This is a genomic window from Stackebrandtia soli (assembly GCF_965137155.1).
Lineage (GTDB): Bacteria > Actinomycetota > Actinomycetes > Mycobacteriales > Micromonosporaceae > Stackebrandtia > Stackebrandtia soli.
The window spans coordinates 48,179-73,242 of sequence record NZ_CBCRZX010000016.1 but is presented as its reverse complement, the minus strand read 5'-3'; the positions used below and the strand labels follow the sequence as shown (position 1 = coordinate 73,242).

The following is a 25,064-nucleotide window of genomic DNA, read 5'->3' as shown; positions in this document are numbered from 1 at the left end:
TCCCTGTTCGATTCTCGGCCGCGTGTCGTTCCCGCGTCGTTCGATCGGAGGGCGGCGAGTGATCGTCCTCGTCCTCGCAAATCTTTCGTCTTCGTTACACATCACGTGCGCTTAACGCTGGTCGCTATATCGTCATTGCTCCCCAGTCGACCACACGAGTCGGAGTGGGCCCGACATATCGATATAGCGAACTACGTAAATAGCGTCGATTCACCGACTTGCCCAAAGTCCCACATTGGACCGGTTCTTTCGAGGTGGTGGTTCGACGTTGAGAGGACTTGCCCGATGGGTTTTGACGAGCCGCACCTCCCCACCCAAGCCGAGGCCAATGCCGGAAACATGCGGATGCTCGACGACATCATCGACATCATCGCGGACCGGTACATTCAGCACGACATGGGAGGAATCCCCTACGACGGCGGAACCAATCACCATCTCTACATCAATGACGACACCCCCTGGGAATGGGTCACGTCGAAGCCGGTCGACGGCTATGGCGGGTCTCCGGCGGAGGCCAAGGCCTTCTACATCCAGACCGGGAAGGCCGTCGACAACGGCGACGACTCGTGGACCATCGAAACCCTGTCGGGCGGCCACCCCTCATACGACGTCTGGGTGAAGAAGGGCGGCGCGAAATGGCGGGAGGTGCGCAGCTGGTTCGAAGGAATCAAGAAGCCCTACGAGACCGCGTTCTCGTTCAAGCAGAGCGCATTCGTCGCGCCGAGGATCAGCCTGGAATTCGCGGTGGACGACCTGATACCCGCCGGGCAGATCACCGACGCCGACGTGGGTGAGCTGTCGGCGGTCGACGTCCTGAACACGGACGACTCGCCGACCTACAGCTCGAACCTCCAGCAACGCCTGCTCGGCAACGACTCCTGGTCCGACGCCCGGACCGCGGACAGATTCCTGGAGGGCTGGCAGGGACGGGGCGCCCAGGTCTTCAAATGGTCCTTTCTGGAGCGGTTGCCCTCGGTGCTCGTCGGGCAGGCGACGACGGCCAAGGCGCTCCAACAGTCGGTGGACATCCTGGAGAGGTCGTACACCAACGTCCGCGTCGAATCGATCGGGAGGATGTTCGACGCCGAGAGCATCTTTGAGCTGTACCCGTACCACGACGTTCCGCCGTCGGACCCGGCCGGCTGGGCCGACATCATCAAGGGCATCGGCGGCGTGGCCGAGGACATCGGCACGGTCGCCGGGTGGATCCCGCATCCGGCCGCCCAAGCCGTCGGCAAGGCCGCCGGAGGTGTCGCGACGGTGGCGAAGATCTTGACGGAACCGTTGCCGCTCATCGGTGTGACCATCATCCAAAGTCCCGAACACCAGGAGATCGAGCAGAAGCCGCTCGCCATCGAGGGATCGACCGTCAACGAGCTGTACGAGAACTGGTACAGCCAGATCACCGCCTTCATCAACACGGTGCTGAACGCCGAGAAGATCATCGGCGAGAACCTCGGCGAGTTCACCCAGTTCATCAACGAGACGAAGAGCTCCGACGGCGCCCAGTTGGAGACGACCTTCGGTGACACCGTCCAGTTGACGATGTACCACTCGTTCTTCTGCGCCCCCGCGCCCGGCAGCGGTGCGTTCACGCTGAACACGAACTCCGGTCTGGGTCCGTCCACTCCCAACGGTGATCGCGGGACCGCGTTCTCCGGCGACCTCAACGAACTGTTCAAGGTCGCCATGACGCATCTTCCCGCCACGGCGTGGACCTTCGGGACGCAGTCCGATATGGACGACACGTCGAGCATGGCCGCCGACACCACCCGCACGATCTACGAGTCGTCGCCGTACAGCGGTGGGGACAGCTACGCCACGAGCAGCAACGGCGCGGCCCTCCAACCGTGGATGGACCTCTACGCCGAGTACGACACGATGATGCAGGACTCGAAGACCAATCTGACGAGCGCCGCGGCCGCCCTGAAGGCCGCCGCGATCCAATATGGTCAGACGGACGCCGAGGCCGCCGCGAACCTGGACAAGAAGTTCCAGGACGCCATCGCGGCCGGCTGACCGAGCACAGAACGGAGCACGTCATGACCAGTTCCCCCATCCGAGGTCTCGCCGCCGCCATGGCGGGACTGCTACTCCTCGCGGGGTGTTCCACGGAAGAACCAGGCGATGACATGGACGACCCCACCGTCACCGAGGACGCGGCCGGATTGCCCGAGGAATGCGAGAAGTGGGCCGATCCGCCGGAACTCGGCATGCCGATCGAAGCCCACACCTACGTCTCCAACGCGGTATGGGAAAAGGTCGAGGGCTACATCGAACTCGACGTCACCTGGACCAACGAGACCGAGCTCACCGCCGTTGGTGTCACAGTGGACGTACGGGTGCTCGTCGACGGCGAGGACATCACCGACGAGCTGCCGCAGACACCACAGCTCACCGCGTTGCGGCCGTACAGCGTCGAGTTCATGCTGCCGCAGGTCATCGCGGCCGAACGCGGGGAGGTCTACGTTGTCCCGGAGACCGTCACCCTGGACATTCCGGCGAACCCCGACTGGGCGGAGAGCGGCGGAGCCGTGATGACACTCGACGCCACACCCGTCGTGGAACGCTGGTGCGTACCCGCCGAACCGACCGTAACCGCGTGACGAACCCCTGAACGCCACCACCCCGGAAGGGAGCTTTGCCATGGGAGAGTTCGGAAGACGGCTCGACGACCTGACCATCCGCGCGCTGTCGCCGGACGGCCGGATTCGGGCCGTCCTCAGGGGACGCGGCCAGGCCGTCGTCTCCTTCGCCGACCCCGAGGACTTCTACGACTACAACGACGCGGATCGGGTGTGCGACCAGGTCTCGGAGCTGCTCGACCGCGTCTACGACGGCTTGAAACGCGGCCGGGCCGAGCTGGTCGCGAAACACACGAGACTGGAACCGAACACCGGCCCCCATTGGGATGTGCGGGTGCGTCGGATGCGGGAGGAACTGGACGGCCTCACCGTCGACGGCGAGGCCCAGGGGGACGCCGTCCGCGTGCGGACCGTGGGACTTCGCAGCTGGCGGGTACGCATCCGGCCGGGAATGTACGAGAACATGACGGCCGAGCAGTTCTGCCGCGCCGTCAACGGCTGCGTCCAAGACGCTTGCGGCCGATACCTCTCAGAGATGCGTTCCGTGAAGACGAAGACCCTCGGAGACCTGGCGCCGGACGCCGCCCGCCGCTGACGACGCGAACGCGAACGGCGGCGTCGCACCCCAACGGCCTCGCACGGCGTCACGAACGCGCCGCAGCCGGCAGTCGGTGTGGAGCGCGAGACCGTTGGGGTGGTCGGCGCGGACGGGCCGACCCGCGGTCGACCTGAGGCGAGAACTGTCCGACGCGAGCCCTTCCCGCGCGTCCCGACCACGGCGCGGGCCTCGACGTTCGCGGTTTTGTCCCACACGCGTGAGATCGTCTGGGGGACACCGCGAACGACGAACACGAGGAGCAGTCCAGTGAACCGGGCGCGATCCACGGACGGCACCCTCATCGCGTTTGAAGCGGTGGGCGACGGCCCCACCGTCGTCCTCGTCGGCGGCGGTCTCGACGACGGCGCGGAGAACGCGCCTCTGATCCCGGCGCTCACCGCACACGGATTCCGGGTCGTCAACTACGCCAGGCGCGGCCGGGCCGACAGCGGCGACGCCGACCTCTACTCCGTCGAGCGAGAGATCGACGACCTGGCCGCCGTCATCGTCGAGACGGGCGGACGGGCACACCTCTTCGGGGCGTCCTCGGGCGGCGCGCTTGCGCTGGAGGCGTCGGCGGCGGGCGTCCCCGTCGATCGACTCGCCGTCTACGAGGTGCCGTACGCGCTCACCGACGAAGCGGTGGGCGCTTTCCGGGCCTACGTGGGCGAACTGTCGGCGGCGCTGTCGTCCGGCCGTCCCGACACGGCGGTCGAGCTCTTCATGCGCCTCGCCGGGGCGCCCGAACCCGATGTCGCGGTCGCCCGGTCCTCACCGGAGTGGCCACGGCTGACGGCGCTCGCGCCGACCCTCGCCTACGACGCCGCGTGCCTCGGCGACGGCCGACCGCCGATGGAGCGGCTGGCCCGCGTCACCTGTCCGACGCTCGTCCTCACCGGTGGCGCCGTCGACCCGCACACGGGCGACCTGCACCCGAGCTTCTTCGACAACGCGGCCGACGCGATCACCCACGCGGTCTCCGACGCCGAGCGTCGCACCCTTGCGGGGCAGACCCACGTCGCCGACCCCGTCGCCCTCGCCCCCGAACTCGTGGACTTCTTCACCAGGCCCCACGACCCGGTCGGCGAACGTCCATCGTCCAGCGACCCAGGCTGATCGAATGGACGCTATGTCCATTTAAGAGTTCCACGCGAGCGGCTGTCCGCAGGTCGCACAGTCGATCTACTTCTCAGAGTTTCGTCATTCGATGTTCGGAGGCAACATGCGCAAGCTCATCGTGCAGGAGCTGGTCAGCGCGGACGGGTTCGTTTCCGACGCCGAAGGCGGCCTGGACTTCTTCGACGCGGTCTCCGACTACGGCGAAGTCGATCGGGACAACCGGGAACAGATCACGACGATCGACACGATCCTTCTCGGGGCCGACACGTACCGCATGTTCGTGGAGTACTGGCCGACGGCCGAGGCCGAACCGATGTCCAACGCCGTCAACACGGTACGGAAGCTGGTGTTCTCCTCGACGCTGGAAAGCGCGCCGTGGGGCGAATGGGAGCCCGCCCACGTCGTCAGCGGCGACGCCGTCGAGCACGTGTCCGCGCTGCGGCGGGAATCGGGCGGGGACATCATGGTGTGGGGTTCGATATCGCTGGCGCAGTCGCTGTTGCGAGCGGGGCTCGTCGACGAACTGCAGTTGCGCGTCGTTCCGGTCCTGATCGGGGCCGGCCGCGGTTTGACGACGGCGGACGGCGGCATCCACGACCTGCGTTTGGAAGAGGCCAAGCCCTACGCCTCCGGCATCGTGTCGCTGCGATACCGCCTCGATCGGGAATGAATGGCGTCATTTTCCACTGCGCCAACCGATCTCAGGACCGGCGCAATCGAGGACATGACCACCCGGGTTGCGCAGATCCGAACCAAGCGGCCACCCCTCGGACCCCAGGAACGTCGAGGGCGGTCACCCGACATCGGATGACCGCCCTCGACCTGCTGTGGAGCCTAGGGGAATCGAACCCCTAACCTCTGCCTTGCAAAAGCAGCGCTCTGCCAATTGAGCTAAGGCCCCTGGCCGGTGCTCCCGTTACAGGGCACCGGTAATGCCGCCTCTTGACGATAACGCCCAGGGCGGCACGCACGAAAACGAATTCTAGCCGAGCCGGAACCCGGCTCTAGCGGACGTCCTCCGCTGAGGTCGTGGCCTCGTGCCACAGAGCCTCTTCGGCCTGCTTCGCCTTGACCTTCTTCGCGATGACGGCGGCGACGCCCACGACGCCCGCCACGATGAGTAGCTTCTTCCACATCGGCACAGTCCCCCTAATTTAGACGATAGACAGCCGGTGAAACGTGCCTCAGCATACCCAAGCGATGCACCTCAGACCGGGTGGGTTCGCGCGCGGCGCCCGAATCGGATATCCCGCTTTCGGCCCCGCCGCGGCGACCGGTATGCTCGCTGGGTCGAAAGGCTCTATCAGGCCATCGATGGAGGATTCGCCTAGTCCGGTCTATGGCGCCCGCCTGCTAAGCGGGTTTGCGGTTAATCCCGCATCGAGGGTTCAAATCCCTCATCCTCCGCCACCGAGGCCCCGACCAGCGGAAACGCTAACGGTCGGGGCCTTTCTCATGCTCCGACCCCGATCCGCGTCGGTCGGGATCGACCGTCCTCCGTGCGTGCTCCCATGTGGACATGAGGCTTCGGGTCGGAGGGCCTGGGGGCGAGTCGGGCATCGCGGTGACGACCCGACTACTCCTCAGTGGATTCGGTGCTCCACAATCGGCTCGCGGTGCCCTCCGCGAGGCGTTCCTCATAGACGCCCACTTTGTACGTGATGGCCGTGTGGGACGCCGTCAACGCGGCGAGCTGGGCGTCGACCCGGGGCTTGATGTTCGCGCAGCACCGCGAGCCGTTCGGCCTCGTCGCCCGGACCGGATCGGACCAGGTCGACGTAGCGGTGAATCCGTGAAACCGGCATGCCCGTCCCAGCTTGGTGCAGAAGTCGATCCACCCGATGTGATTCTCGTCGTAGCCGTGCCGATCGTTCGCGTCTCGCGGGATCGCCTGGGGGAGAGGGGAGCAGCCCTTCCCGCTCGTAGGAACGCAGGATGTGGACGCTGAGCCCGGCGCGTTGGGTGACGTCGCCGATGCTCAGTCCTGTGATTGTCGCCATCCCGGACTCCTTCACCCCGGGAACCTGTACGGGGCGTCGAAGTGGGCCGTCACCGTCCTCGCCAGGAACACCCGGCTCATGGTGACGGGCGACGGAATCGGCGTGACGCCGGTGGCGCCCGGCAGCGTCGTCAGCGAGTTCTGGGACGGCGTCGGAGGCCCTCCCGAGGGGCTCTGAACCTGACGAGCGAGCAGCTGGCCGCGTCGATCATCTGGGCACTCGGCCGACCGTCGGGCGTGGACGTGAACACGATGACGGTGCGCCCGATCGGCCAGCCGAGGTGGCGAGTCGGGCGTCGACGGCCTGATCCCCTATCGATCGCTTCCCGCCGCGCGAGCCGCGCGCCAGATCGGATCGAAGCGGCGGGTCCTTCGCAGCTGCTCGAGGTTGTCCGCCAGCCGGCGTGCGTGGGCTCGGGTCTTCGGCTGCGCCGACGCCTCGAACTGCCGGATCGCCGAGGCGAACGTGTCCTCGGCGGCGCGCACGTTGGCGCGGTACGCGTGCCGATAGCTCCGCAGGACGTCGATCTCGGTGTACTCGTCGGGGGCGAACATCGCCTCCAACGCCTGGGGCGCGCCCTCCTCGCACAGGAACAGGAATCGGGACAGCCCGAGCCGCAACAGGTCGACGTCTCCGACGATCGTCTGCGCGATCTGGCGGTGCCCGGGGAGCCGGTCGTGGACCTCGATGAAGTCGCGGTCCGAGTCCGGTCGCGCCGTGCCGTACAGGCGCGATCCGCTGATCACCCGGAACAGGATCATGAATCGCCTTCCATGCCGAGAACGAAGCCGCCCCCGCCCGGTAATCCGGGCGGGGGCGGCTGTCGATCGTGATCGATCTAATCCGTGACTAGGCGCGGACGTTGATGATCGTCGACTCCAGGTAGGCACCCTTGGCGTCGGTGTAGTTGACGATGCCGAGGTAGCGGCTGCCGGCCTCCAGGCCCTCCCACGCGAAGGTCGCGTTGAAGCCCTTGGAGACACTGACCTTCTGGCTCTCCGGCGAGACGGAGGCGTTGCCCTCGTCCGCGCCGACGATCCAGCTGTGGAACTTGACGTCGAGCGAGCTCGCGCCGCCCCAGAGGTCCACGTACACGACGTAGGTCGCGCCACCGGGGAGAGTCGCCGACTCGTCCGAACCACCGGACGCCGAGGCGCCCAGGTAGTACAGCTCGCCGTCGACCTTCTGGTACACGAACAGGTCGAGGTCGTCGTAGGTTCCGTGGTCGGACTGGAACGTCGCGAAACGAGCCAGTTCGGCGTCCTCGGGAACGGTGACCTCGAACGCCTTCGTGTGCGGGCCCTCGGCCGGAGCGTCGGTGTTGAAGTCCTCGCTCGTCGGGTCGGTGAGGGTCACCTCGTCAACGGTGCTGGCGGTCAGGCCGGCCACCGAAGCGTTCAGCGTGCCCTCGAAGCCGGCGACACCGGTCAGGTCGAGCTCGCCGTCGGTTCCGTTCGTGTTGAGCTCCGCGTCGGTGGCCAGAGGCACCGGACGGAGAACGATCGGGCTGCGAACCTCGTGGCCGGACAGGTCCTTCCACGTGATCGAACCGGACGTGTACTCGCCGAAGGCGGCGTCGGTCCGCGTGAACGTGACCTTGAACGTCGCCGACTTGCCCGGCTTCAGGGTCAGGCTCTTCTTGTTGACCTTGACCTTGACGCCCTCGGGGGCGTCGACCTTCAGGAAGTAGGTGTCGGTCGTGTCGGAGACGTTCGTGACGGTACGGGTGATCGTCTGCGAGCCGGCGAGCGAGCCGATCGCGATGGACGGGTAGTTGAAGTCGCTCGGGTCGATCGTCTCGTACGCGTCGCACAGGTCCTCGTAACCGATCAGCTGGAACTGACCGATGGAGCAGCCGTACTGGAGCCACTCGTCCGGGCCCGAGTCGTAGACCAGACCCGGGTCGAACATGGCGGACGGAACGACGTGGCCGGAGCCGTAGTCGAACTCGTTGGCGTCTTCACCAGCACGCTGGATCTGCTCGCCACGGTTGTCCGTCTGCGTCGCGGTGGTCATCATCGCCGAACGGATCGCGATGGGCGACCAGTCGGGGTGGATGGCCTTCATCAGCGCGCCGAGGCCCGCGATGTGCGGGCTCGACATCGAGGTGCCCTGGTAGGACGCGAAGTCCGCGCCACCGTTTCCGGGCGGAGCGACCGCGGCGACCACGTCGACACCGGGAGCGGTGATGTCGGGCTTGAGCAGGTCGCCGTTGCCCGCGAGGGCGGGACCGGCGGAGGAGAAGGACGCCATCTGCGGAGCCTGGACGTCGATCTGCTCGCTGGCGTTCAGCGTGACGGTCGCGTCGGCGGCACCCAGGTAGGTGACGATCTCGGCACCGTCGGCGGCGTTGACGTGGACGGTCGGCACGTAGTGGTCGACGGCGGCCATGTCGGTCGCGCCACCGGACACGTTGTACAGAACGACACCGACGCCGCCGTTGTCGGCGACTTCCTGGCTCTTCTCGACGAGGGCGTTCGCGCCGCGCTCACACGCGACGATCTTGCCTTCGACCTTCGCCGGGTCGAGCGACCCGAGGAAGCAGCGACGCGCGTCGGCGGCGCTGACACCGTCGGCGGCGAGGGTCTCGGCGAGCACGGCGCTGGTCGCGTCGACCGCCCCGTCCTTGCCGACACCTTCGTAGGTCGCGCCGTTGCCGAGCGTCAAGCTGGCGGCGTAGCCACGGTTGTGGCTGCTGGCGGCGACGGTCGTCAGCCACGGGCTGTTGTGAGCCACGGTGCTGGCGCTCGGGCCACTGTTACCGGCGGAGGCGGCGACGAAGACGCCCGCGGCGGCGGCGTTGAAGAACGCGATCTCGACCGGGTCGACGACGTACGTCTGCGAACCGGAGATCGAGTAGTTCAGCACGTCGACACCGTCGTTGACGGCGTCTTCGATGGCGGCGACGGAGTCGGACGACGCACAGCCGCCCGAGGTCTCCCAGCAGACCTTGTAGACCGCGAGGCGCGCGGCCGGGGCCATACCGGAGAGGGTTCCGAACTTGCCCGCGTCGACGCCGTAGTTACCGGCGGCGGTCGAGGCGGTGTGGCTGCCGTGTCCACCGAAGTCACGCGGAGAGTTGGCTTCACCCTCGGTCGGGGCGCCGCCGTTGTTGTAGTAACGGGCACCGATCACCTTGTTGTTGCAGGTGACGTTGTTGTCGGCGTTCTCGTCGGCGCCTTCGTCGCAGGTGCCGGACCACTTGTCGTCGATGATGTCCTGGTCGGGGCGAGGCTCCGACAGCGGCGCGAACGACGGGTTCTCGGGCCAGAAGCCGGAGTCGACGATACCGACGACGACGCCTTCACCGGCGTTCTCGTTACCGCCGAACTGGTTCTGCCAGACTCCGCTATCACCGGTCAGGCCGAGGAAATCGGGGGTGGTGCTGGTGTCGAGACGCAGAATCTCGTTGGGCCACATACGGACGACGCCGTCAGCCTTGGACATCGCACGGGCCTCAGCGGCGCTGAGGTTGACCGAGAATCCGTTCAGGACGGTGTCGTACTGGTGGACCGTGTCGGCCCCGGGCACCTGGCCGAGGACTTCTTCTCGCAGCTCGGCGAGATAGTCACGATAGCGGTCGACGTTCTTGCCGTCCGTGGACAAACGCGCGCCGTCTTCGGCGGCGGTGGCGGAGAAACCGTCGACATCACCGGTGTAGCTGGCGACGGGCGTGCCAGCCACCTGGACGATGTACTGACCGGCCTGGTATTCGTCGGTGTTGAGGCCGGAGTCTTCCGCCCACACCAGACTGCTGACGCCTGCCACTGCCACCGCGGTCGCGGTGACGGCAGCTGCCGCCAATACCGCCGGACGTCTCCGTCCGAGGGATTTCAATTTCACTTGGGGAACCTCCATGCCTCCCATGGACCGTGCGCACGGGACAGCGCACGTGGCGGAATCGTAGAGGAATAGAGCCATCAATGGTCCGGTTCACGGTGACATTAATATGAATCGATAGGTAACCGGACCGGAATTGATACCCCTCCGTAATATCCACCCTGGACATTTCGTGACTGTTGGTGATCATACCGCCGCCGCACTTCTTTTTTGGCGATTGCGCCGCAGGTAGTGACAGTGACCGACCAGTGTCCGAGATGGGCGTGGCGGACGGCCCCTCGCTTCCTAAACAAAGTCTTAAAGGAGTGATATTTGTCAATGTTTATTCGTTTAGGCATGGAAATAGGAGAGTGGATCCCCACTCTCCTGTGGTTTCGGAACCGTTACCGCGCGGCCTCGCCGGGGGCGGCCGGAAATGGTGACAGAACGCCGTTTAAGTACGTTCGCACTCGCGTCTGTGTCGTGTTCGCGCCACACGTGCGACATGTCGTCACATCGATGGACCGCCGCTCCAATGGATGATGCCCGACGTGGTCGAGCGCTGTCACCAACCGGTCGGACGGGTTCCGCGAGCCTCGGGGACAGTGCCCGATCGGTCCCGGACGTCGAATGGCCGGGCCCGTCGGCCCGGCCAAGAATGTCGAACGAGATACATGGGGAGACGTCGATCGTGGAACCTGGTCGGTGACGAACCGCCGAGTGGCCGGGCTGACGGGCCCGGCCAGAGGCACATCTCGGCGCTGCCGTGTTCCTGCTCTACGCCGGGTCCCCGGCGGCGGCTCGCGCTCGGGTTCCGAGCGATTCACGCCCGGTCCCGGCGACGTTGTCCTTTTACTTCACGCCTGGTTCCCGGCGATGCGGTGTTCCTGCTTCACGCCTGGTTCCCGGCGATGCGGTGTTCCTGCTTCACGCCTGGTTCCCGGCGATGCGGTGTTCCCGCTTCACCCCTGGTTCCCAGCGATGAAGTCCTCCACGGCCTGGTGGGCGTCGTGGTCGGAGTACTGCTCCGGCGGCGACTTCATGAAGTAGCTCGACGCGGAGAGGACCGGACCGGCGAGGCCCCGGTCGAGCGCGACCTTGGCGGCGCGCAGCGCGTCGATGATGACGCCCGCCGAGTTCGGCGAGTCCCACACCTCGAGCTTCAGCTCCGCGTTCAGCGGAGTGTCCCCGAACGAACGGCCTTCGAGCCGGATGTACGCCCACTTGCGGTCGGACAGCCACGGCACGTGGTCGGAGGGGCCGATGTGCACGTCGCTGCCGCGCATCTCGTGCGGGATCTGCGACGTCACCGACTGGGTCTTGGAGATCTTCTTCGACACCAGTCGCGAGCGCTCCAGCATGTTCATGAAGTCCATGTTTCCGCCGAAGTTCAGTTGGTAGGTCCGGAGCAGTTCCACACCCCGGTCCTCGAAGAGCTTCGCCAGGCCACGGTGGACGATCGTGGCTCCGACCTGGGACTTGATGTCGTCCCCGACGATCGGCAGCCCGGCGTCGGTGAACTTCTGCGCCCATTCCGGGTCCGACGCGATGAACACGGGCAAGGCGTTGACGAACGCGCAGCCGGCCTCGATGGCGGCCTGGGCGTAGAACTTCGCGGCCTGATCGGAACCGACCGGCAGGTAGCAGATCACCACGTCGGCCTGGGCCTCACGCAGCGTCTCGACGACATCGACCGGCTCGTCGTCGGCTTCCTCGATCATCTCGACGTAGTACTCGCCGAGCCCGTCGAGCGTCGGCCCGCGTGAGACCGACACCCCGGTCGGCGGGACTTCGCAGAACTGGATCGTGTTGTTCTCGCTGGCGATCAGCGCTTCGGACAGGTCGCGGCCGACTTTCTTGGCGTCGACGTCGAAGGCGGCGACGAACTCGATGTCCGAGACGTGATAGTCGCCGAACTGGACGTGCATCAGCCCAGGCACTCGGTCGGACGGGTCGGCGTCGCGGTAGTACTCGACGCCCTGAACGAGCGACGAAGCGCAGTTCCCGACACCGACGATGGCGACACGGATGGTACCCATCGCGCATGCCTCCTGTTTCTAGATGAATCTGATCATGGACGTGGTACTGGTGGATCGGCCGATGTCTGGTCGTCCCCGTTGTCGCCGGGCACTTCGACGCCGCCTCGACCGGGCAGTCGCACCGACGGTGGTCGGCCCGCCTGCTCCGAGGCGATCAGCTCGTTGAGCCAACGGACTTCGCGTTCGCACGCGTCGAGTCCGTGATGTTGCAGCTCGAGTGAGTAAGCGTCGAGTCGTGACGCGGCACGGTCGATCGTTTCGCGAAGCGTCTCGCGCCGCTCCTCGACCCGTCGGCGGCGGCCTTCGAGGACGCGCAGCCTGGTGGCCGGATCGCAGCGGGAGAAGAACGCGAACCGCACCCCGAATCCGGAGTCCTCGTAGCTCTCCGGCCCCGCCGACGACAGCAGCGACGTGAATCGCTCCTTGCCCTCGGTGGTCAGTCGGTACGAGATCCGGCCTCGTCGCCCGGTCAGCGGCGGCACATCGTCTATAGAGGATGGTTCGTCGGCGATGATCCAGCCGTCTTCCCGCATCCGACGCAGGGTCGGATACAGGGAGCCGTAGCTGAACGCCGCCCGGAACGCGCCCAATAGTGCGGTGAGCCGCTTCCGCAGTTGATAGCCGTGCATCGGGGACTCGTGCAAGAGACCGAGCACCGCCAGCTCCAGCATGATCCCTCCCGTCGTTTATTGCGTACCGATGTATCGAATCGATACATCGTCACGGTACCTCCTCACCCTACTCTAAGTCGCGGAGCGGCGTCGACGGTCGTATACGGCCGTTCCGGCACACCACCGAACGGCCCAAAACCCGCCTGATTTAGCGGACAAAACAGGACAACAGCGACGCACTGGAAACCGACGTGGGCGACTGGTGAGTACGCTGGCTTGCGTGCATTCGACATCGGCAGACGTGGATTACTCGCTTCAGCGGCGCTCGCTGCTGAGCGACGTCGCGTCGGGTCTCGTCGACACCCTCGATGTCTGCGACGCTTCGCCTTATCTCATAAGCGCGTCGCGATATCACGGCGAGGAGACCGAGCAGCGCTGCCCGATCTGTCGCAGGGAGAACCTGTGGCTTGTGCACTATATTTACGGCGACGAGCTGCGCTCCTCCGCGGGGCAGGCACGCAGTCGAGCCGAACTTGCGATGCTCGCTAAGCAGTATCGCGCCTTTGACGTATACGTCGTCGAGGTGTGCCGTGGTTGCGGTTGGAACCACCTGACCCACCGTTTCGGTATGGGACAGGACCACCCCAACACCCCAACAACCAGGACCGACGTCACGACGTCACGTCCACCACGGCAGGTCTCGACCCGGACGGACGGGTAACACAAGAGAAATGAGCGATTACGGATCCAGGGGCCAAGGTAACGGCCCCGATGACTACGGCTGGCCGGGTTCCCGGTCCGGCCGAGATGACCGCGGACATCCGGAATCCGACTATCGGCAAGGTCGGTCGCAGCATTCCGATCATGACGATTCCTATTCACGCTCCGATCGTGACGATTCCTACTCGCGCCACGACGATCCCTACACGAGCGGTCGAGGGACCACCTCGGTCCGGGGAAGCGCGTCGATGGGCTCAGCCTCCGTTCCGGGACGGTCTGACTACTCCGATTACGATGAACCGGTGACGTCGGGCCGCGCCCGAGTGCCGGGGTCCGATTCGACCGGCCCCGCGCGAGGCACCGCCCGCGTCGGCGCCAAACGGCGCGGCGGACGTGCTCTGAGCGACGAAGAGGCCGAGGCGCTTCGCAAGGCCAACAAGAAGAAGAAGCGCCGCCGTCGTCTCATCGCGCTGTCGTGCGTGCTCGCGGTCTTCCTCGGCGGCGTCACCGTCGTCGGGTCGATCTTCTTCGAGAGCGTCCCCGTTCCCGAGGACATCGACTTCGACCAGAACGCCACGATCCTGTACGCCGGTGGCGAGGAGATGGCCACCGTCGGGAGCATCAACCGCAAGGTCGCCTCCCCCGAGGAGATCCCCGACATCGTCGAGGAGGCACTGATCGCCGCCGAGGACCGGACCTTCCGGTCGCACCCCGGTGTCGACTTCTGGGGCGTCATGCGTGCCGTCTGGAACAACGTCACGGGCGGCGACACGCAGGGCGCGTCGACCTTGACGCAGCAGTACGTCGGCGCGATCGCCAACATCCGTGGTGACGACTCCTACCTCCGCAAGGCGCGCGAGGCCGTCATGGCGATGAAGATCGGCGACACGATGTCGAAGGACGAGATCCTCAACGCCTACCTGAACCTGATGCCGTTCGGGCGTCAGGCGTACGGAGTGGGTGCCGCCGCGGAGGCGTTCTTCGGCAAGGACATCACCGAGATCAGCGTCTCCGAGGCCGCGCTGCTGATCGCTCAGCTGAAGGGCACCGGCGGCCAGTACGACCCCGACGACCCGACCGGTCTCTACGGTGACGAGGCCCGCAAGAACGCCGAGGGTCGCTGGAACTACGTACTCGACTCCCTGGTCGAGGTCGGCAAGCTCGACAAGGCGGAACGCGACGAGATCACCAAGCTCCCGAAGACGGAGAAGCCGAACAACCTCGGCGGCAGTCTGGGAGCCGACAAGCCGACCGGTTTCATCTCGCACGACTACGCCCTGCAGGAGGCGTCCGAGATCCTCGACGTCCCGATCGACCAGATCGGTCTGCACGGCTACACGATCACCACGACGATCAACAAGGACCTCCAGGACGCGGCCAAGGCCGCGGCCGGTCGCGGCAAGAACAGCTACATGAAGACCCTGCCCGACAACCTCGCGGCGGGACTCGTGGCGGTCGATCCCGCGACGGGCGCGATCCTCGCCTACTACGGCGGTCCCGACGGCACTGGCATCGACAAGGCCGGGCACGAGAACATGCACCCGCCGGGATCCTCCTTCAAAGAGTTCACGATGATCGCGGCCCTGGAGGCCGGGATGTCGATCGAATCCCTGTGGGACGGCACGTCCCCCCGCAAGTTCGCCGAGCGTGGCGAGGCGGAGGACGTCGTCAACTCCGGCAACCAGAGCGTCAAGCAGATCTCGATGAAGGACGCGATCATCAAGTCGCTGAACACTCCGATCTACGCGATGACGAACAAGGTCGGCGCCGCGACGGTGGCGCAGGTCGCCGCGAAGATGGGCATCACGAAGATGGTGGTCCCCAACCCGGAGGACCGGGACGGCGATCGGATCATCGTCGACCTGACGACCGACGAGCGTCTCGACCCCTCCGACCCGCGTGCCCTCGTCGACAACGAGATCGGCTTCGGTCAGTACCCCGTGTCGGTGCACGACATGGCGGTCGCCAACGCGACCCTGGCGGCCCAGGGCGTCTACCACAAGCCGCACTTCGTCCAGGAGATCAAGGACGGGTCCGGCGAGGTCGTCTACGACGCCGCGACCGACCCGGACCTCGAGGGAGATGAGGTCGTCAACCAGGCCATCGCGGCCGACGCGACCTTCGTCTCCTCCTCGGTGTGGCCGAACGTCGAGGGCGACGGTGCCCTCAACAACGGCCAGCGGATCGCCGGCAAGACGGGAACCTGGGAGCGTCACTGCCCTGAGGACAGTCCGAACTGCGACCAGAACTCCGCGGTCTGGTACGCCGGTTTCACCCCGCAGATCTCGGCGGCGGTGTGGGTCGGCGACAAGGAGAGCGAGAACGGGGTTGTCCTCGACGAGTACGGCGCCAACGCCTATGGCTCCGGCCCCTCCGGCACCGTGTGGTCGAACTTCATGAACAAGGCCGTCGAGGTCTTGGAATCGCAGCCGCAGCCCTTCCCGGAACGGGGCAACCACGGCGACGCCGACGCCGGTGAACTCGGCAAGGGAAAGCCCCCGGAGGATGAGGATGACAAGGATGACGAGAAGTGTCGTCCCGGCGATCCTCGTCCGAAGTGCAACGAGGGCGGCGAGCAGTGCGTGCCGGGCACCCCGGGTTACCCGGACTGCAACGGCGACGGCGTGTGCGATCTCGACCCGGCGGATCCGGCCTGTCAGGTCCCACCGCCGGACGGCACGTGCGATCCGACCCTGCCCGGTGATCCGGACTGCACTCCCCCCGGTGGTGATGAGAACGGAACCGATGACGCACCACGGGATCGGCAGCAGCCGTTGTCCCGGTCGACAGATGTTCCAGGAGCTCATGACGAGCCGATGATCCGGGAGGACTACGCCCGGATCGAGTGAGTCGTATCGATTGACGACGGCCCCGCCTCCCGATATGGGGGAGGCGGGGCCGTCGTCATGAGCCGCCCGTTGCCGTGCCCGACGTCCGGATGACATCGTGCGACCCGACGTCCCACCGGACGCGGCGCGGCCGGAGAGGGCTCGACCCGATGGCGTTGTCGGGCCGCGCGCAAAAAAGTACACAATGCACAATTCTGTGCATTGTGTACTCATTGACCTAGGGGCCGACCCGTTCGGGGTCGGCCCAGGACGGGTTCTAGAACGCCGCTTCCGGCAAATCCATGATCGTCAGGTCGGCCGATTCGACGATCTTGCGGTCGGCGTACAGCCGGGGCAGGACCTCGCCGGCGAAGAACTTCGCCGCCGCGACCTTGCCGGTGTAGAAGTCGGCGTCCGCGCCGCTCGCGCCGTCGGCGAGCTTCGCGGCGGCGATCTCCGCCTGGCGGGCCAACAGCCAACCGATCACGACGTCGCCCATCGCGAGCAGCAGACGCCGCGAGTGCAGACCGACCTTGTACAGCTCGCGCGGCTGACCCTGCTGGGACGCGCCCATCGAGGTGCCGAGCGAACCGAGCATCGCCTGCGCGTTCTCCAGCGCCTCACCGAGCGCCTTCTTGACGCCCGTGAGCTCGTCGGCGCCGTCCTCGGAGAGGAACTGCCCGATCTCACCGGCGACGGTGCCGAGCGCGACGCCGCCGTCCCGGACGATCTTGCGGAAGATCAGGTCCAGGCTCTGGATCGCGGTCGTACCCTCGTACAGGGAGTCGATCTTGGCGTCGCGGACGTACTGCTCCAGCGGGTAGTCCTGGAGGAAGCCGGAGCCGCCGAAGACCTGCAGGGATTCCGAGCCGAGCAGTTCGAACGCCCGCTCGGAGCCGCAGCCCTTGACGATCGGCAGCAGCAGGTCGTTGACCCGGTCGGCGAGCTTCTCGGTGTCGGTATCGCCGGAGGCCGCCGCGATGCGGGCCTTGTCCTGCCAGGTCGCCGTGTACAGCACGAGCGCGCGGAGGCCCTCGGCGTACGACTTCTGGAGCATCAGCGAGCGGCGCACGTCGGGGTGGTGGGTGATGGTGACGCGCGGCGCGGTCTTGTCGGTCGCCTGAAGCAGGTCGGCCCCCTGAACGCGGGACTTCGCGTAGTCGAGCGCGTTGAGGTAACCGGTCGACAGGGTCGCGATGGCCTTCGTGCCGACCATCATCCGGGCGTATTCGATGATGAGGAACATCTGGCGGATGCCCTCGTGCTTCTCGCCCATCAGCCAGCCCTTGGCGGGCTCCTTCTCGCCGAAGGTCAACTCGCAGGTGGTGGAGACCTTCAGGCCCATCTTGTGTTCGACGCCGGTGGCGTAGACGCCGTTGCGGTCGCCGAGTTCGCCCGTCTCCGCGTCGAAGTGGTACTTCGGAACGATGAAGAGGCTGAGCCCCTTGGTGCCGGGGCCGCCCGCGCCTTCGACGCCGACGGGCCGCGCGAGCACGTAGTGAATGATGTTGTCGGTGAGGTCGTGCTCGCCGGAGGTGATGAACCGCTTGACGCCCTCGATGTGCCAGGAGCCGTCAGATTGCAGGTATGCCTTGGCTCGCCCGGCGCCGACGTCGGAGCCCGCGTCGGGCTCGGTCAGCACCATGGTGGCGCCCCACTGCTTCTCGACGAACAGTTCGGCCCACTTGCGTTGTTCCTCGGTGCCCTCCTTCTCGAGGGTTCCGGCGAAGCTCGGGCCGGCGGCGTACATCCACAGCGCCGGGTTCGAGCCGAGCACCAAGTCGGCGAGTGCCCACCACAGGGTGCGGGGGGCCGCCGTGCCGCCGAGGGCCGGCGACATGTCGAGGCGCCAGTATTCGGCGCTCATCATGGTCTGATAGGCCTTCTTGAACGCCTCGGGGATCTTGACCGTGTTCGTCGCGGGGTCGAACACCGGTGGGTTACGGTCGGCGTCGGCGAACGGTTCCGCCAGATCGTTTTCGGCGATCCGAGTGACCTCGCGCAGGATCTCCTTGGCGGTGTCTACGTCGATGTCTTCGTACAGACCCTGACCCATGATGGCGTCGGTGCCGAAGACTTCGTACAGGTTGAACTCAAGATCGCGAAGATTGCTCTTGTAATGGGTCATGCCCAGCCTCCTACTGCTCAGTAACTCAAGGGTATTACCCACCAGTAACCACGGCAAGTCGGGCGCCGGTATTGGCACAGCATGCCGTGTCGTGGACCACCCCGACCGAAAACCAATGAATAGAAATCCGTGACGATCTTGGGCGGCGATCGTTGTATTTGTTGACGTCGTAGGCGAGTACGAATGGCGCGATCGACGTCGAACCGGCACGACGGCCACCAAACGGGGGAGGGGCGCCGTCGTGAGAGGCCTCCTCGGTGGGGAGGGGGTCGGCATGGCGCACCACGTGTCGCCGAACCGTTGGGAGGACCGTGACACATGCTGGCGAGGATCTTGATGCCGTGGAAGCTGACGAGAAACGCCTATGTCGGTAGACACCGGGCCTCCGTACGGTGGAACGGGACGGAGAGCGGGTTCGTCTATGTTGATGAGATTCCCGACGCGGGCGAGCAAGTCGAGTCGCCCGCGTGACGGTCGCCCCGTCTATTGACGGCGCGACCGCGCAGGGGGTGGGGTTGATGAGGGGGAACCGGTGCGGCGTGCCGGTTCCCCCTCATCCATGTTCACGGGGTCATCTCGACGGGCACGTCGGCGGACCAGCTGGTCGCGGGTTGATCGGCGGGGCCGATGTACTCGACGAGCATCAGCGCGATGTCGTCTCCGAGGGGCCCGCCGACCCAGGACCGCAGGGCGCTCTCCAGCGACGCGAGGCCGTCGACGATCGAGCCGTGGCCGATGAGGCCCCACGCGCGTTCCGACAGGGGGAAGAACACCCCGTCGCGCCGCGCTTCGGCGAGGCCGTCGGTGTAGAGCAGGATCCGGTCGCCGGGTTCGAGCCGCAGCGTCAGCGGTTTGACCGTCGGCATGAAGCCGAGCGGTGGGGCCGCCGAGTCGGGCGACAGCAGCTCGAGGCTGCCCTGCCGGAGCAACAGCGGCGGCGGATGTCCACAGTTGAGTATGGTGAGGGTGCCCCCGCGNTCCTCGAGGAACGCGGCCGTCACGAAGTCCTCGTAGCCCGCGCTGCGCGCCACCGCGCGATCGAGATCGGACACGACGTTGGCGATCTCGGCGCGCTCGTGCGCGACGTGCCGGAACGAACCGAGGACGGTCGAGGCGAGACGCACCGCGGGCAGGCCCTTGCCCCGGACGTCGCCGATCACCAGACGTGTCCCGTATGGAGTATCGATGGCCTCGTACAGGTCGCCGCCGATGTCCGCCTGCTCGCTCGCCGACACGTACCGGCCCGCGAGTTTCAACTGGCCGACGATCGGTCCGATCGGGCGCAGCACGGCCTGCTGGGCGACCGACGCGAGCTGGGACAACTGGGTCAGGCGCCGATACTGCCGCTGCCGAAGGACGGAGACCCCGATGGCGGTCCCCAGGGCGAAGACCACCGCGAGCAGATCCGTCAGGTGCGACGTTGGAGTGTCCTGAATGGATGGGAACTCGGCGAAGGTGATCCCGATCGCCGCCACCAGACACGTCACGCCGACGGCGAGAACGGCCCGCCAGCCGGCGAAGGTGGACGCGATGAAGGGCGGGAACACCAACAGCACCACGACGTCCGGTCCCGGTCCCATCGCCGATTCGACGACGATCACGAGCGCCAAGAAGACGAGCGAGGCACCGATACTGGTGCGCGTGTCCGCGCGGACCCTGCGCGGGGCAGTCGTCGCCATCATCCGTCCCGTGTTCGTCAGTGGCCGCTGAAGTCTCCACACAGCATGCCTTGACGGCGACCACGAAGCACACCGTCCGGTGCCGCCGTTTCGGAGCTTTTTGTTTGACCGAACGGACAGGTGATCATGGAGCGACCCCGTGAGCACGCCCGCCGTGGTGATCACAGAGCACCACGTGATGGCCGTCTCCGTGCGTTCCGGTGGCATGCTGGCCTCATGCATGTGGAGTTCCGCCCCGAGCGTTTCGACGCGCCCCCGTCCGGACGCTCGACGCCGAGATCTACGCCGAATACGTCGCCCGCTACGGCGAAGGCGACGCGACGACGCTCGGCGTGGCGGATTTCCTGCCGCCCAACGGCGCCTTCTTCGTCGGCTACGCCGACGGTGAGCCGGTCGCGTGCGGCGGCTGGCGCACCCACGACGTCGACGCCGAGATGAAACGCGTCTACGTCGCCTCGTCAGTGCGGGGCCTGGGGCTCGCGAAGCGAATCGTCGGGTTGCTGGAGGAGGACGCCCGAGGCGCCGGGAAGCGACGAATGATCCTCGAATCGGGTACGGGCCAACCGGAGGCGTTGGCGTTGTACGCGGCCCTCGGGTACGGGGCCGTCACCCCGTTCGGGCACTACGCGGGGTACCCGAACGCGCGCCACCTCGGTAAGGACCTGCTGCCGGACCACGCCGGTGAACTAAGCTCGGCCGAGTGACTACGCCCACGCCGCCACCAGCGTCCCCCCGCCCGCCTGAGCGTCGCATCGCGATCGAGACGCCTCCCGACATGGAGACGGGCGTGTACGCCAACTTCGTGGCGATCTGGCACGACTCGGAGACCTTCACCCTCGACTTCGCGACGATCACCCGCCCCCCTAAACCGACCGAGGACCCGCACACCGGCGACACCTATCTGCACACCCCCGCGCGGGTCGTGTCACGGGTGAAGATCCCGCCATCGCAGGTCTTCGAGATCATGAAGGCCCTCGAACAGCAACTCTCCTCGTGGGAGAGGGAAACCGGCCGCCGCGACGGGCAGGCCTGACGATCGCGAAGCCCCGTTTCGATTCGGGCCTCGTCGAGGACGCGGGTCCCCCTGACGGCTGAGGCCGAACGTGCCACGGACCGAGGTCCGAGTCGCGTGCCTTCCGTGTCTCGAGCGTTCAGCGAGTCGGGGGCGCCCGGGAGGAACCCGTCGTCGCCGAAGCCCGAGCGTCGATCTGAGCGAGACCGGCCGACGAGGAGATGACGCGCGCCAGAGCCGCACTTCCTCAGCGTCAATACGACCGCCTCCTCCTCCGCGGCCACCAGACCGTGGCTTCGGACGACGGGACGGCGCGAGTCTGCCGGGCGAGACCGTCCAATCCGGTGAGTCCTCGCGATCGGCCGCGTGGTCGATCGCCGCATCCGACTGGCCGTCGGACCGGCGACACCATGTCGTGCAACTTCAACGATGATGAAGTCCACATTGTTGTGATCCGCGACTTCCGTGAAGCGACGTCGCGGGACGCCGGAAGGCGCGTCTGTTCCAAAGAGAGCTTCGGGGCAGCCGGTCTCGACGCTCGGAAACCTTGTCGCCCTTGGCGATCGTCACGACCGGTCGGCCGAAATCCCGGCCTTCGATCACGATCATCGCCGAAACACCGTACGGCGACAACAGAAAAGCCGGTTCCTCTTGGTGAGGATCCGGCTTTAGCTGGTAGAACGTTGCGGTCCCGACGGGATTTGAACCCGCGACCTCCGCCTTGACAGGGCGGCGAGCACTCCATACTGCTCCACGGGACCTGGTCCGGTTGAACCCGGTCGTGTAACGCGTGCCCCCAACGGGATTCGAACCCGTGCTACCGCCTTGAAAGGGCGGCGTCCTAGGCCACTAGACGATGGGGGCGCTTAGTCATCATGCCACACGACCTTTTCGGGTCGCGCGCCGGTTTTGACTTCGCCTGCCACCGTCTGCGCGCCGTCGGAGGCTTGGAAAGCATACGACACGCACGCGAAGCGCCGATTCACGGGGGTCGCACTTTCGTCGATGTCCGCCGTGAGCTGCGAATTCGCTTCACTTTGCGGCGGCGAGCGCGATGACGCCGAGGAGGACCACGGCCGCCCCGGTGATGCGTCGTCCCGCTTGGGGTTCCCGCAGCAGCAACCACGCGAGGATCCCGCCGATGACGATGCTCAACTCGCGGGCGGGTGCCACGAAGCTGATCGGCGCGTACCGGTAAGCGAAGAGCACCAGGATGTAGGCGGCCGGGGCGATCGTGGCGACGACGAGCACGGCGGTCCGGTGCCGGCGCCACACGCGGCGGATCTCGTCGCGCCGCCGGAGCGAGTGCGGCGAGAGCAGCATGGTGCGGGTCAGGTTGTTCCCCCAGTCGAGCAGGATCGGGGAGATCGCGAGCGCCCCGACCGACATCGCGTCCCACACCGTGTACGACGCGATGAGCGTGCCGGTGATGAGCCCGTACCCGACTCCGGCCGCCAGTTTGCCGGTGCCACCGGCCCTGCCGAGCCCGATGATGAGGATGCCCGCGATGACGGCGCCCGCCCCGATCAGCCCGATGACTCCGGGGCGCTCGCCGAGGACGACGACGGCGAACGCGACCGACAGGGCAGGTCCGGTGCCGCGCGCGAGCGGGTACACCACCGACATGTCGCCGTGCTGGTATCCGCGTTGAAGCGCGACGGAGTATCCGGAGTGGAGGATCCCCGTCACGAGCATCGCGCCGGGCAGTACCCAGCTCCACTGCGGCGGGTAGAGGAGGGACGCGCCGATCGCGACCGGTAGGTACAGCACCGTCGATACCGCGCTGTTCAGCCAGACGAAGACGGCACCGCCGTCGGCGGCGCGTTTGGCGTAGAGGTTCCACACCGCGTGGCACACGGCGGCTATAGCGACGAGGAGGATCGCGATGGGGTGCACGTCGGGCCACGGTAGTGGTCTGACGGGCCGGTGAACAGTGCGTGAACGGATGCCCGGGCCGTCGGTCTCGGGTGTCGCCGGTACCGTGGGCGGCGTCCTCAGTGTTGCGGAAGGCGGTACTTCGACAATGGATCGTTTCGTGGTGGTCGGTGCGGGGACGATGGGTGCCGGCATCGGCTACGTCGCTGCTCGCGCCGGATATGATGTGACCATAGTGGAGATCGATTCGGGTCGCGGCTCCGCCGCCCTCGAACGCGTCGGTTCCTGGGCCGACAGTGCCGTCGAACGCGGTCGGCTCGACGCGGAGACGGCCCTGGCAATCCGGGATCGCCTGTCGACGGTGACGGAACTCACCGCCGTCGACACCGGGGCGGACGTGATCGTCGAGGCCGTTCCCGAACGCCCCGAACTGAAGCACACCGTTCTCGCGGCCGCCGAGGAGCGGGAGCCGAAACTGTTGGCGTCCAACACGTCCAGTATCTCCATCGCGACCCTGGCGGAACCGCTGGCGCGTCCCGACCGGTTCCTGGGACTGCACTTCTTCAACCCCGTCTACGCCATGGCACTGCTCGAGGTCGTGACCGGCCCGCAGACCGCGCCCGAGGTCGTCGCCGACGCTCTCGCGCTCGCCCGGCGTCTCGACAAGGAACCGATCGTCGTCGCCGACGCCCCCGGCTTCGCGACCTCCCGCCTCGGCGTCACGCTCGGCCTGGAGGCGATTCGCATGCTGGAGTCCGGCGTCGCCTCCGCCGCTGACATCGATACCGCGATGGTGCTCGGCTATCGGCATCCGATCGGTCCGCTGGAACTGACCGACCTCGTCGGGCTGGACGTCCGCCTCGACATCGCGCGCACCTTGCAGTCCGCGTACGGCGACCGATTCGAACCACCATCCCTTTTGGTGCGTCTGGTCGAGGAAGGTCGACTCGGAAAGAAGACCGGCCACGGGATCTACCGCTGGGTCGACGGGAAGCGGGTCGCGGAATGAGCGCCCTGGAGATCACCGAGACCGGCGAGCACGTCGAGGTCCGCCTGAACCGGCCGGAGAAGCGCAACGCCATCGACCAGACGATGGTCGACGAACTGCACGCCGTGTGCGCCGACCTGGAGCGGCGGCCACGGCCGATGCTGTTGACCGGCGGCGACGACGGCGTGTTCGCGGCGGGCGCCGACATCGCCCAACTGCGCGACCGCACGAGCGCCGACGCGCTCCGCGCCATCAACGCGGGCATCTTCGACCGCATGCGTCGCCTGCCGCTGCCGACGGTCGCCGCGATCGACGGCCCGGCGCTCGGTGGGGGCGCGGAGCTGGCGTACGCGTGCGACATCCGGATCTGCACGACTCGCGCGTTCTTCGGGCAACCGGAGGCGCGGCTCGGCATCATCGCGGGGGCCGGCGCGACGTGGCGACTGCCTCGACTGGTGGGGGAGTCGCTCGCGAAGGAGCTGCTGTTCACCGGACGCCGGATGCTCGCCGAGGAGGCGTTGTCGGCCCGACTCGTGTCGTCCGTCGTCGAACCGGGGGAACTCCTGGACGCCGCCCGGGCGATGATCGCGCGGATCGCGAAGGCCTCGCCGATGGCGCTGCGACTGACGAAGCTCGCGGTCGACGCCCCGGAGGGGGCGCACCCACAGGTCGAGCTGGCCGCCCAGGCGTTCCTGTTCGACGACGACGAGAAGCATCGGCGCATGACGGAGTTCCTGACGAAGAAGTCGTGATCGGTGGACGTCGTCGCCTCGGCGCGGACGCCCTGGCCGTGCGGAGTACCCGTGTCGCGCGACCACCGACGGCGACGGCGACCACAGGTCACAATGGAATCCATTGTGGTTATTTCGATTGATCGTGCCTGCTAGTCGCCGCGCGAACGACCGAGCGGCCGGAATCCTTGTCGCCCAAGCGTCGTCGGTTCCGCCAGCGTTAGACCCGGTGTGAGTTTGTCAAGGCCCGAACCGGCACAGTCGCCCCCGCGAAAAGGTCATGGAACCGTGACATTGGCGTGTCCGGTTGGTATCGTATTGACGCCTAATGT

Annotated in this window: 20 protein-coding genes, 4 tRNA genes and 3 pseudogenes; 14 read left to right on the top strand and 13 right to left on the bottom strand. The window is 66.7% G+C overall.

What is annotated here, in order from left to right; translation table 11 throughout:
• The first annotated feature begins 285 nt into the window (after window positions 1-285).
• From ACM9NP_RS11815 to ACM9NP_RS11795, 5 genes are all read left to right on the top strand, one after another.
• A complete protein-coding gene (locus ACM9NP_RS11815) occupies window positions 286-2,019 on the top strand; it encodes a hypothetical protein (RefSeq protein WP_415646699.1) in 1,734 nt (577 codons plus the stop codon).
• Between the two features lie 23 nt (window positions 2,020-2,042).
• Entirely contained in the window at window positions 2,043-2,606 is a 564-nt protein-coding gene (locus ACM9NP_RS11810; protein ID WP_415646698.1) for a hypothetical protein, read from the top strand.
• Between the two features lie 40 nt (window positions 2,607-2,646).
• Complete coding sequence (locus ACM9NP_RS11805; RefSeq protein WP_415646697.1) at window positions 2,647-3,180, top strand: hypothetical protein; 534 nt, start codon at window positions 2,647-2,649, stop codon at window positions 3,178-3,180.
• A gap of 270 nt (window positions 3,181-3,450) precedes the next feature.
• Complete coding sequence (locus ACM9NP_RS11800; RefSeq protein WP_415646696.1) at window positions 3,451-4,299, top strand: alpha/beta fold hydrolase; 849 nt, start codon at window positions 3,451-3,453, stop codon at window positions 4,297-4,299.
• A gap of 106 nt (window positions 4,300-4,405) precedes the next feature.
• Window positions 4,406-4,972, top strand: a complete 567-nt coding sequence (locus ACM9NP_RS11795) for a dihydrofolate reductase family protein (RefSeq protein WP_415646695.1) — start codon at window positions 4,406-4,408, stop codon at window positions 4,970-4,972.
• A gap of 158 nt (window positions 4,973-5,130) precedes the next feature.
• Here the strand turns inward: ACM9NP_RS11795 and ACM9NP_RS11790 are convergent.
• Both ACM9NP_RS11790 and ACM9NP_RS11785 read right to left on the bottom strand, forming a co-directional pair.
• Window positions 5,131-5,203, bottom strand: a tRNA-Ala gene (locus ACM9NP_RS11790).
• Window positions 5,204-5,306: 103 nt separating this feature from the next.
• Window positions 5,307-5,438, bottom strand: coding sequence for a DLW-39 family protein (locus ACM9NP_RS11785; RefSeq protein WP_415646694.1), 132 nt, complete (start codon window positions 5,436-5,438; stop codon window positions 5,307-5,309).
• A gap of 180 nt (window positions 5,439-5,618) precedes the next feature.
• Here ACM9NP_RS11785 and ACM9NP_RS11780 point away from each other — a divergent pair.
• Window positions 5,619-5,712 (top strand) — tRNA-Ser (locus ACM9NP_RS11780).
• Between the two features lie 251 nt (window positions 5,713-5,963).
• Window positions 5,964-6,098, top strand: a complete 135-nt coding sequence (locus ACM9NP_RS11775) for a hypothetical protein (protein ID WP_415646713.1) — start codon at window positions 5,964-5,966, stop codon at window positions 6,096-6,098.
• A 126-nt stretch (window positions 6,099-6,224) separates the two neighbouring features.
• Here ACM9NP_RS11775 and ACM9NP_RS11770 read toward each other — a convergent pair.
• A pseudogene (locus tag ACM9NP_RS11770) lies at window positions 6,225-6,302 on the bottom strand (hypothetical protein); the annotation flags it as partial.
• Window positions 6,303-6,317: 15 nt separating this feature from the next.
• Between ACM9NP_RS11770 and ACM9NP_RS11765 the strand changes: the two are divergent.
• Window positions 6,318-6,580: pseudogene (locus ACM9NP_RS11765) on the top strand (short-chain dehydrogenase); the annotation flags it as partial.
• A 33-nt stretch (window positions 6,581-6,613) separates the two neighbouring features.
• On the opposite strand, the gene ACM9NP_RS11760 reads toward ACM9NP_RS11765, so the two are convergent.
• The 4 genes from ACM9NP_RS11760 to ACM9NP_RS11745 all read right to left on the bottom strand — a co-directional run bounded on the left by ACM9NP_RS11760 (window position 6,614) and on the right by ACM9NP_RS11745 (window position 12,831).
• The gene (locus tag ACM9NP_RS11760) at window positions 6,614-7,063 is read right to left on the bottom strand and encodes a DNA polymerase beta superfamily protein (RefSeq protein ID WP_415646693.1); all 450 of its coding nucleotides are present in this window, start codon (window positions 7,061-7,063) and stop codon (window positions 6,614-6,616) included.
• 88 nt (window positions 7,064-7,151) lie between these two features.
• A complete protein-coding gene (locus tag ACM9NP_RS11755) occupies window positions 7,152-10,145 on the bottom strand; it encodes a S8 family peptidase (RefSeq protein ID WP_415646692.1) in 2,994 nt (997 codons plus the stop codon).
• 938 nt (window positions 10,146-11,083) lie between these two features.
• Window positions 11,084-12,160, bottom strand: a complete 1,077-nt coding sequence (locus ACM9NP_RS11750) for an inositol-3-phosphate synthase (protein WP_415646691.1) — start codon at window positions 12,158-12,160, stop codon at window positions 11,084-11,086.
• A gap of 32 nt (window positions 12,161-12,192) precedes the next feature.
• Complete coding sequence (locus ACM9NP_RS11745) at window positions 12,193-12,831, bottom strand: PadR family transcriptional regulator (protein ID WP_415646690.1); 639 nt, start codon at window positions 12,829-12,831, stop codon at window positions 12,193-12,195.
• 220 nt (window positions 12,832-13,051) lie between these two features.
• On the opposite strand from ACM9NP_RS11745, the gene ACM9NP_RS11740 reads away from it, so the two are divergent.
• Both ACM9NP_RS11740 and ACM9NP_RS11735 read left to right on the top strand, forming a co-directional pair.
• Window positions 13,052-13,492 carry a DUF5318 family protein gene (locus tag ACM9NP_RS11740; protein WP_415646689.1) on the top strand — a complete coding sequence of 147 codons (441 nt, stop codon included), beginning with the start codon at window positions 13,052-13,054 and terminating at the stop codon, window positions 13,490-13,492.
• Between the two features lie 301 nt (window positions 13,493-13,793).
• Window positions 13,794-16,340 carry a transglycosylase domain-containing protein gene (locus ACM9NP_RS11735; RefSeq protein ID WP_415646688.1) on the top strand — a complete coding sequence of 849 codons (2,547 nt, stop codon included), beginning with the start codon at window positions 13,794-13,796 and terminating at the stop codon, window positions 16,338-16,340.
• A gap of 256 nt (window positions 16,341-16,596) precedes the next feature.
• Here ACM9NP_RS11735 and ACM9NP_RS11730 read toward each other — a convergent pair whose 3' ends face one another.
• The 3 genes and pseudogenes from ACM9NP_RS11730 to ACM9NP_RS11720 form a co-directional block, all read right to left on the bottom strand.
• Window positions 16,597-18,447, bottom strand: a complete 1,851-nt coding sequence (locus tag ACM9NP_RS11730) for an acyl-CoA dehydrogenase (RefSeq protein WP_415646687.1) — start codon at window positions 18,445-18,447, stop codon at window positions 16,597-16,599.
• A gap of 563 nt (window positions 18,448-19,010) precedes the next feature.
• Window positions 19,011-19,424, bottom strand: a pseudogene (locus ACM9NP_RS11725) (PP2C family protein-serine/threonine phosphatase); the annotation flags it as partial.
• A gap of 1 nt (window position 19,425) precedes the next feature.
• The coding region (locus tag ACM9NP_RS11720) for a PP2C family protein-serine/threonine phosphatase (RefSeq protein ID WP_415646686.1) at window positions 19,426-20,129 on the bottom strand (704 nt) is incomplete at its 3' end.
• A gap of 197 nt (window positions 20,130-20,326) precedes the next feature.
• Here ACM9NP_RS11720 and ACM9NP_RS11715 point away from each other — a divergent pair.
• Window positions 20,327-20,830 carry a GNAT family N-acetyltransferase gene (locus tag ACM9NP_RS11715; RefSeq protein WP_415646685.1) on the top strand — a complete coding sequence of 168 codons (504 nt, stop codon included), beginning with the start codon at window positions 20,327-20,329 and terminating at the stop codon, window positions 20,828-20,830.
• Window positions 20,827-21,159, top strand: coding sequence for a DUF3467 domain-containing protein (locus ACM9NP_RS11710; RefSeq protein WP_415646684.1), 333 nt, complete (start codon window positions 20,827-20,829; stop codon window positions 21,157-21,159). The genes ACM9NP_RS11715 and ACM9NP_RS11710 overlap by 4 nt, the downstream gene beginning before the upstream one ends.
• Before the next feature lie 665 nt (window positions 21,160-21,824).
• Here the strand turns inward: ACM9NP_RS11710 and ACM9NP_RS11705 are convergent.
• The 3 genes from ACM9NP_RS11705 to ACM9NP_RS11695 all read right to left on the bottom strand — a co-directional run bounded on the left by ACM9NP_RS11705 (window position 21,825) and on the right by ACM9NP_RS11695 (window position 23,034).
• Window positions 21,825-21,899: transfer RNA gene (locus ACM9NP_RS11705), tRNA-Asp, on the bottom strand.
• A gap of 30 nt (window positions 21,900-21,929) precedes the next feature.
• Window positions 21,930-22,002, bottom strand: a tRNA-Glu gene (locus tag ACM9NP_RS11700).
• Between the two features lie 168 nt (window positions 22,003-22,170).
• Complete coding sequence (locus ACM9NP_RS11695; protein ID WP_415646683.1) at window positions 22,171-23,034, bottom strand: DMT family transporter; 864 nt, start codon at window positions 23,032-23,034, stop codon at window positions 22,171-22,173.
• 127 nt (window positions 23,035-23,161) lie between these two features.
• On the opposite strand from ACM9NP_RS11695, the gene ACM9NP_RS11690 reads away from it, so the two are divergent.
• Window positions 23,162-24,022, top strand: coding sequence for a 3-hydroxyacyl-CoA dehydrogenase family protein (locus tag ACM9NP_RS11690; RefSeq protein ID WP_415646682.1), 861 nt, complete (start codon window positions 23,162-23,164; stop codon window positions 24,020-24,022).
• Window positions 24,019-24,753 carry an enoyl-CoA hydratase/isomerase family protein gene (locus ACM9NP_RS11685; RefSeq protein WP_415646681.1) on the top strand — a complete coding sequence of 245 codons (735 nt, stop codon included), beginning with the start codon at window positions 24,019-24,021 and terminating at the stop codon, window positions 24,751-24,753. Before ACM9NP_RS11690 ends, ACM9NP_RS11685 begins: the two co-directional genes overlap by 4 nt.
• Window positions 24,754-25,064 lie beyond the last annotated feature (311 nt).

Coding starts and splice junctions, on each gene's coding strand:
- ACM9NP_RS11745 (WP_415646690.1), bottom strand. CDS start 12,831: ATGCTGGAGCTGGCGGTGCTCGGTCTCTTGCACGAGTCCCCGATGCAC.
- ACM9NP_RS11730 (WP_415646687.1), bottom strand. CDS start 18,447: ATGACCCATTACAAGAGCAATCTTCGCGATCTTGAGTTCAACCTGTAC.
- ACM9NP_RS11690 (WP_415646682.1), top strand. CDS start 23,162: ATGGATCGTTTCGTGGTGGTCGGTGCGGGGACGATGGGTGCCGGCATC.
- ACM9NP_RS11685 (WP_415646681.1), top strand. CDS start 24,019: ATGAGCGCCCTGGAGATCACCGAGACCGGCGAGCACGTCGAGGTCCGC.
- ACM9NP_RS11805 (WP_415646697.1), top strand. CDS start 2,647: ATGGGAGAGTTCGGAAGACGGCTCGACGACCTGACCATCCGCGCGCTG.
- ACM9NP_RS11815 (WP_415646699.1), top strand. CDS start 286: ATGGGTTTTGACGAGCCGCACCTCCCCACCCAAGCCGAGGCCAATGCC.
- ACM9NP_RS11810 (WP_415646698.1), top strand. CDS start 2,043: ATGACCAGTTCCCCCATCCGAGGTCTCGCCGCCGCCATGGCGGGACTG.
- ACM9NP_RS11750 (WP_415646691.1), bottom strand. CDS start 12,160: ATGGGTACCATCCGTGTCGCCATCGTCGGTGTCGGGAACTGCGCTTCG.
- ACM9NP_RS11785 (WP_415646694.1), bottom strand. CDS start 5,438: ATGTGGAAGAAGCTACTCATCGTGGCGGGCGTCGTGGGCGTCGCCGCC.
- ACM9NP_RS11795 (WP_415646695.1), top strand. CDS start 4,406: ATGCGCAAGCTCATCGTGCAGGAGCTGGTCAGCGCGGACGGGTTCGTT.
- ACM9NP_RS11775 (WP_415646713.1), top strand. CDS start 5,964: ATGGCCGTGTGGGACGCCGTCAACGCGGCGAGCTGGGCGTCGACCCGG.
- ACM9NP_RS11760 (WP_415646693.1), bottom strand. CDS start 7,063: ATGATCCTGTTCCGGGTGATCAGCGGATCGCGCCTGTACGGCACGGCG.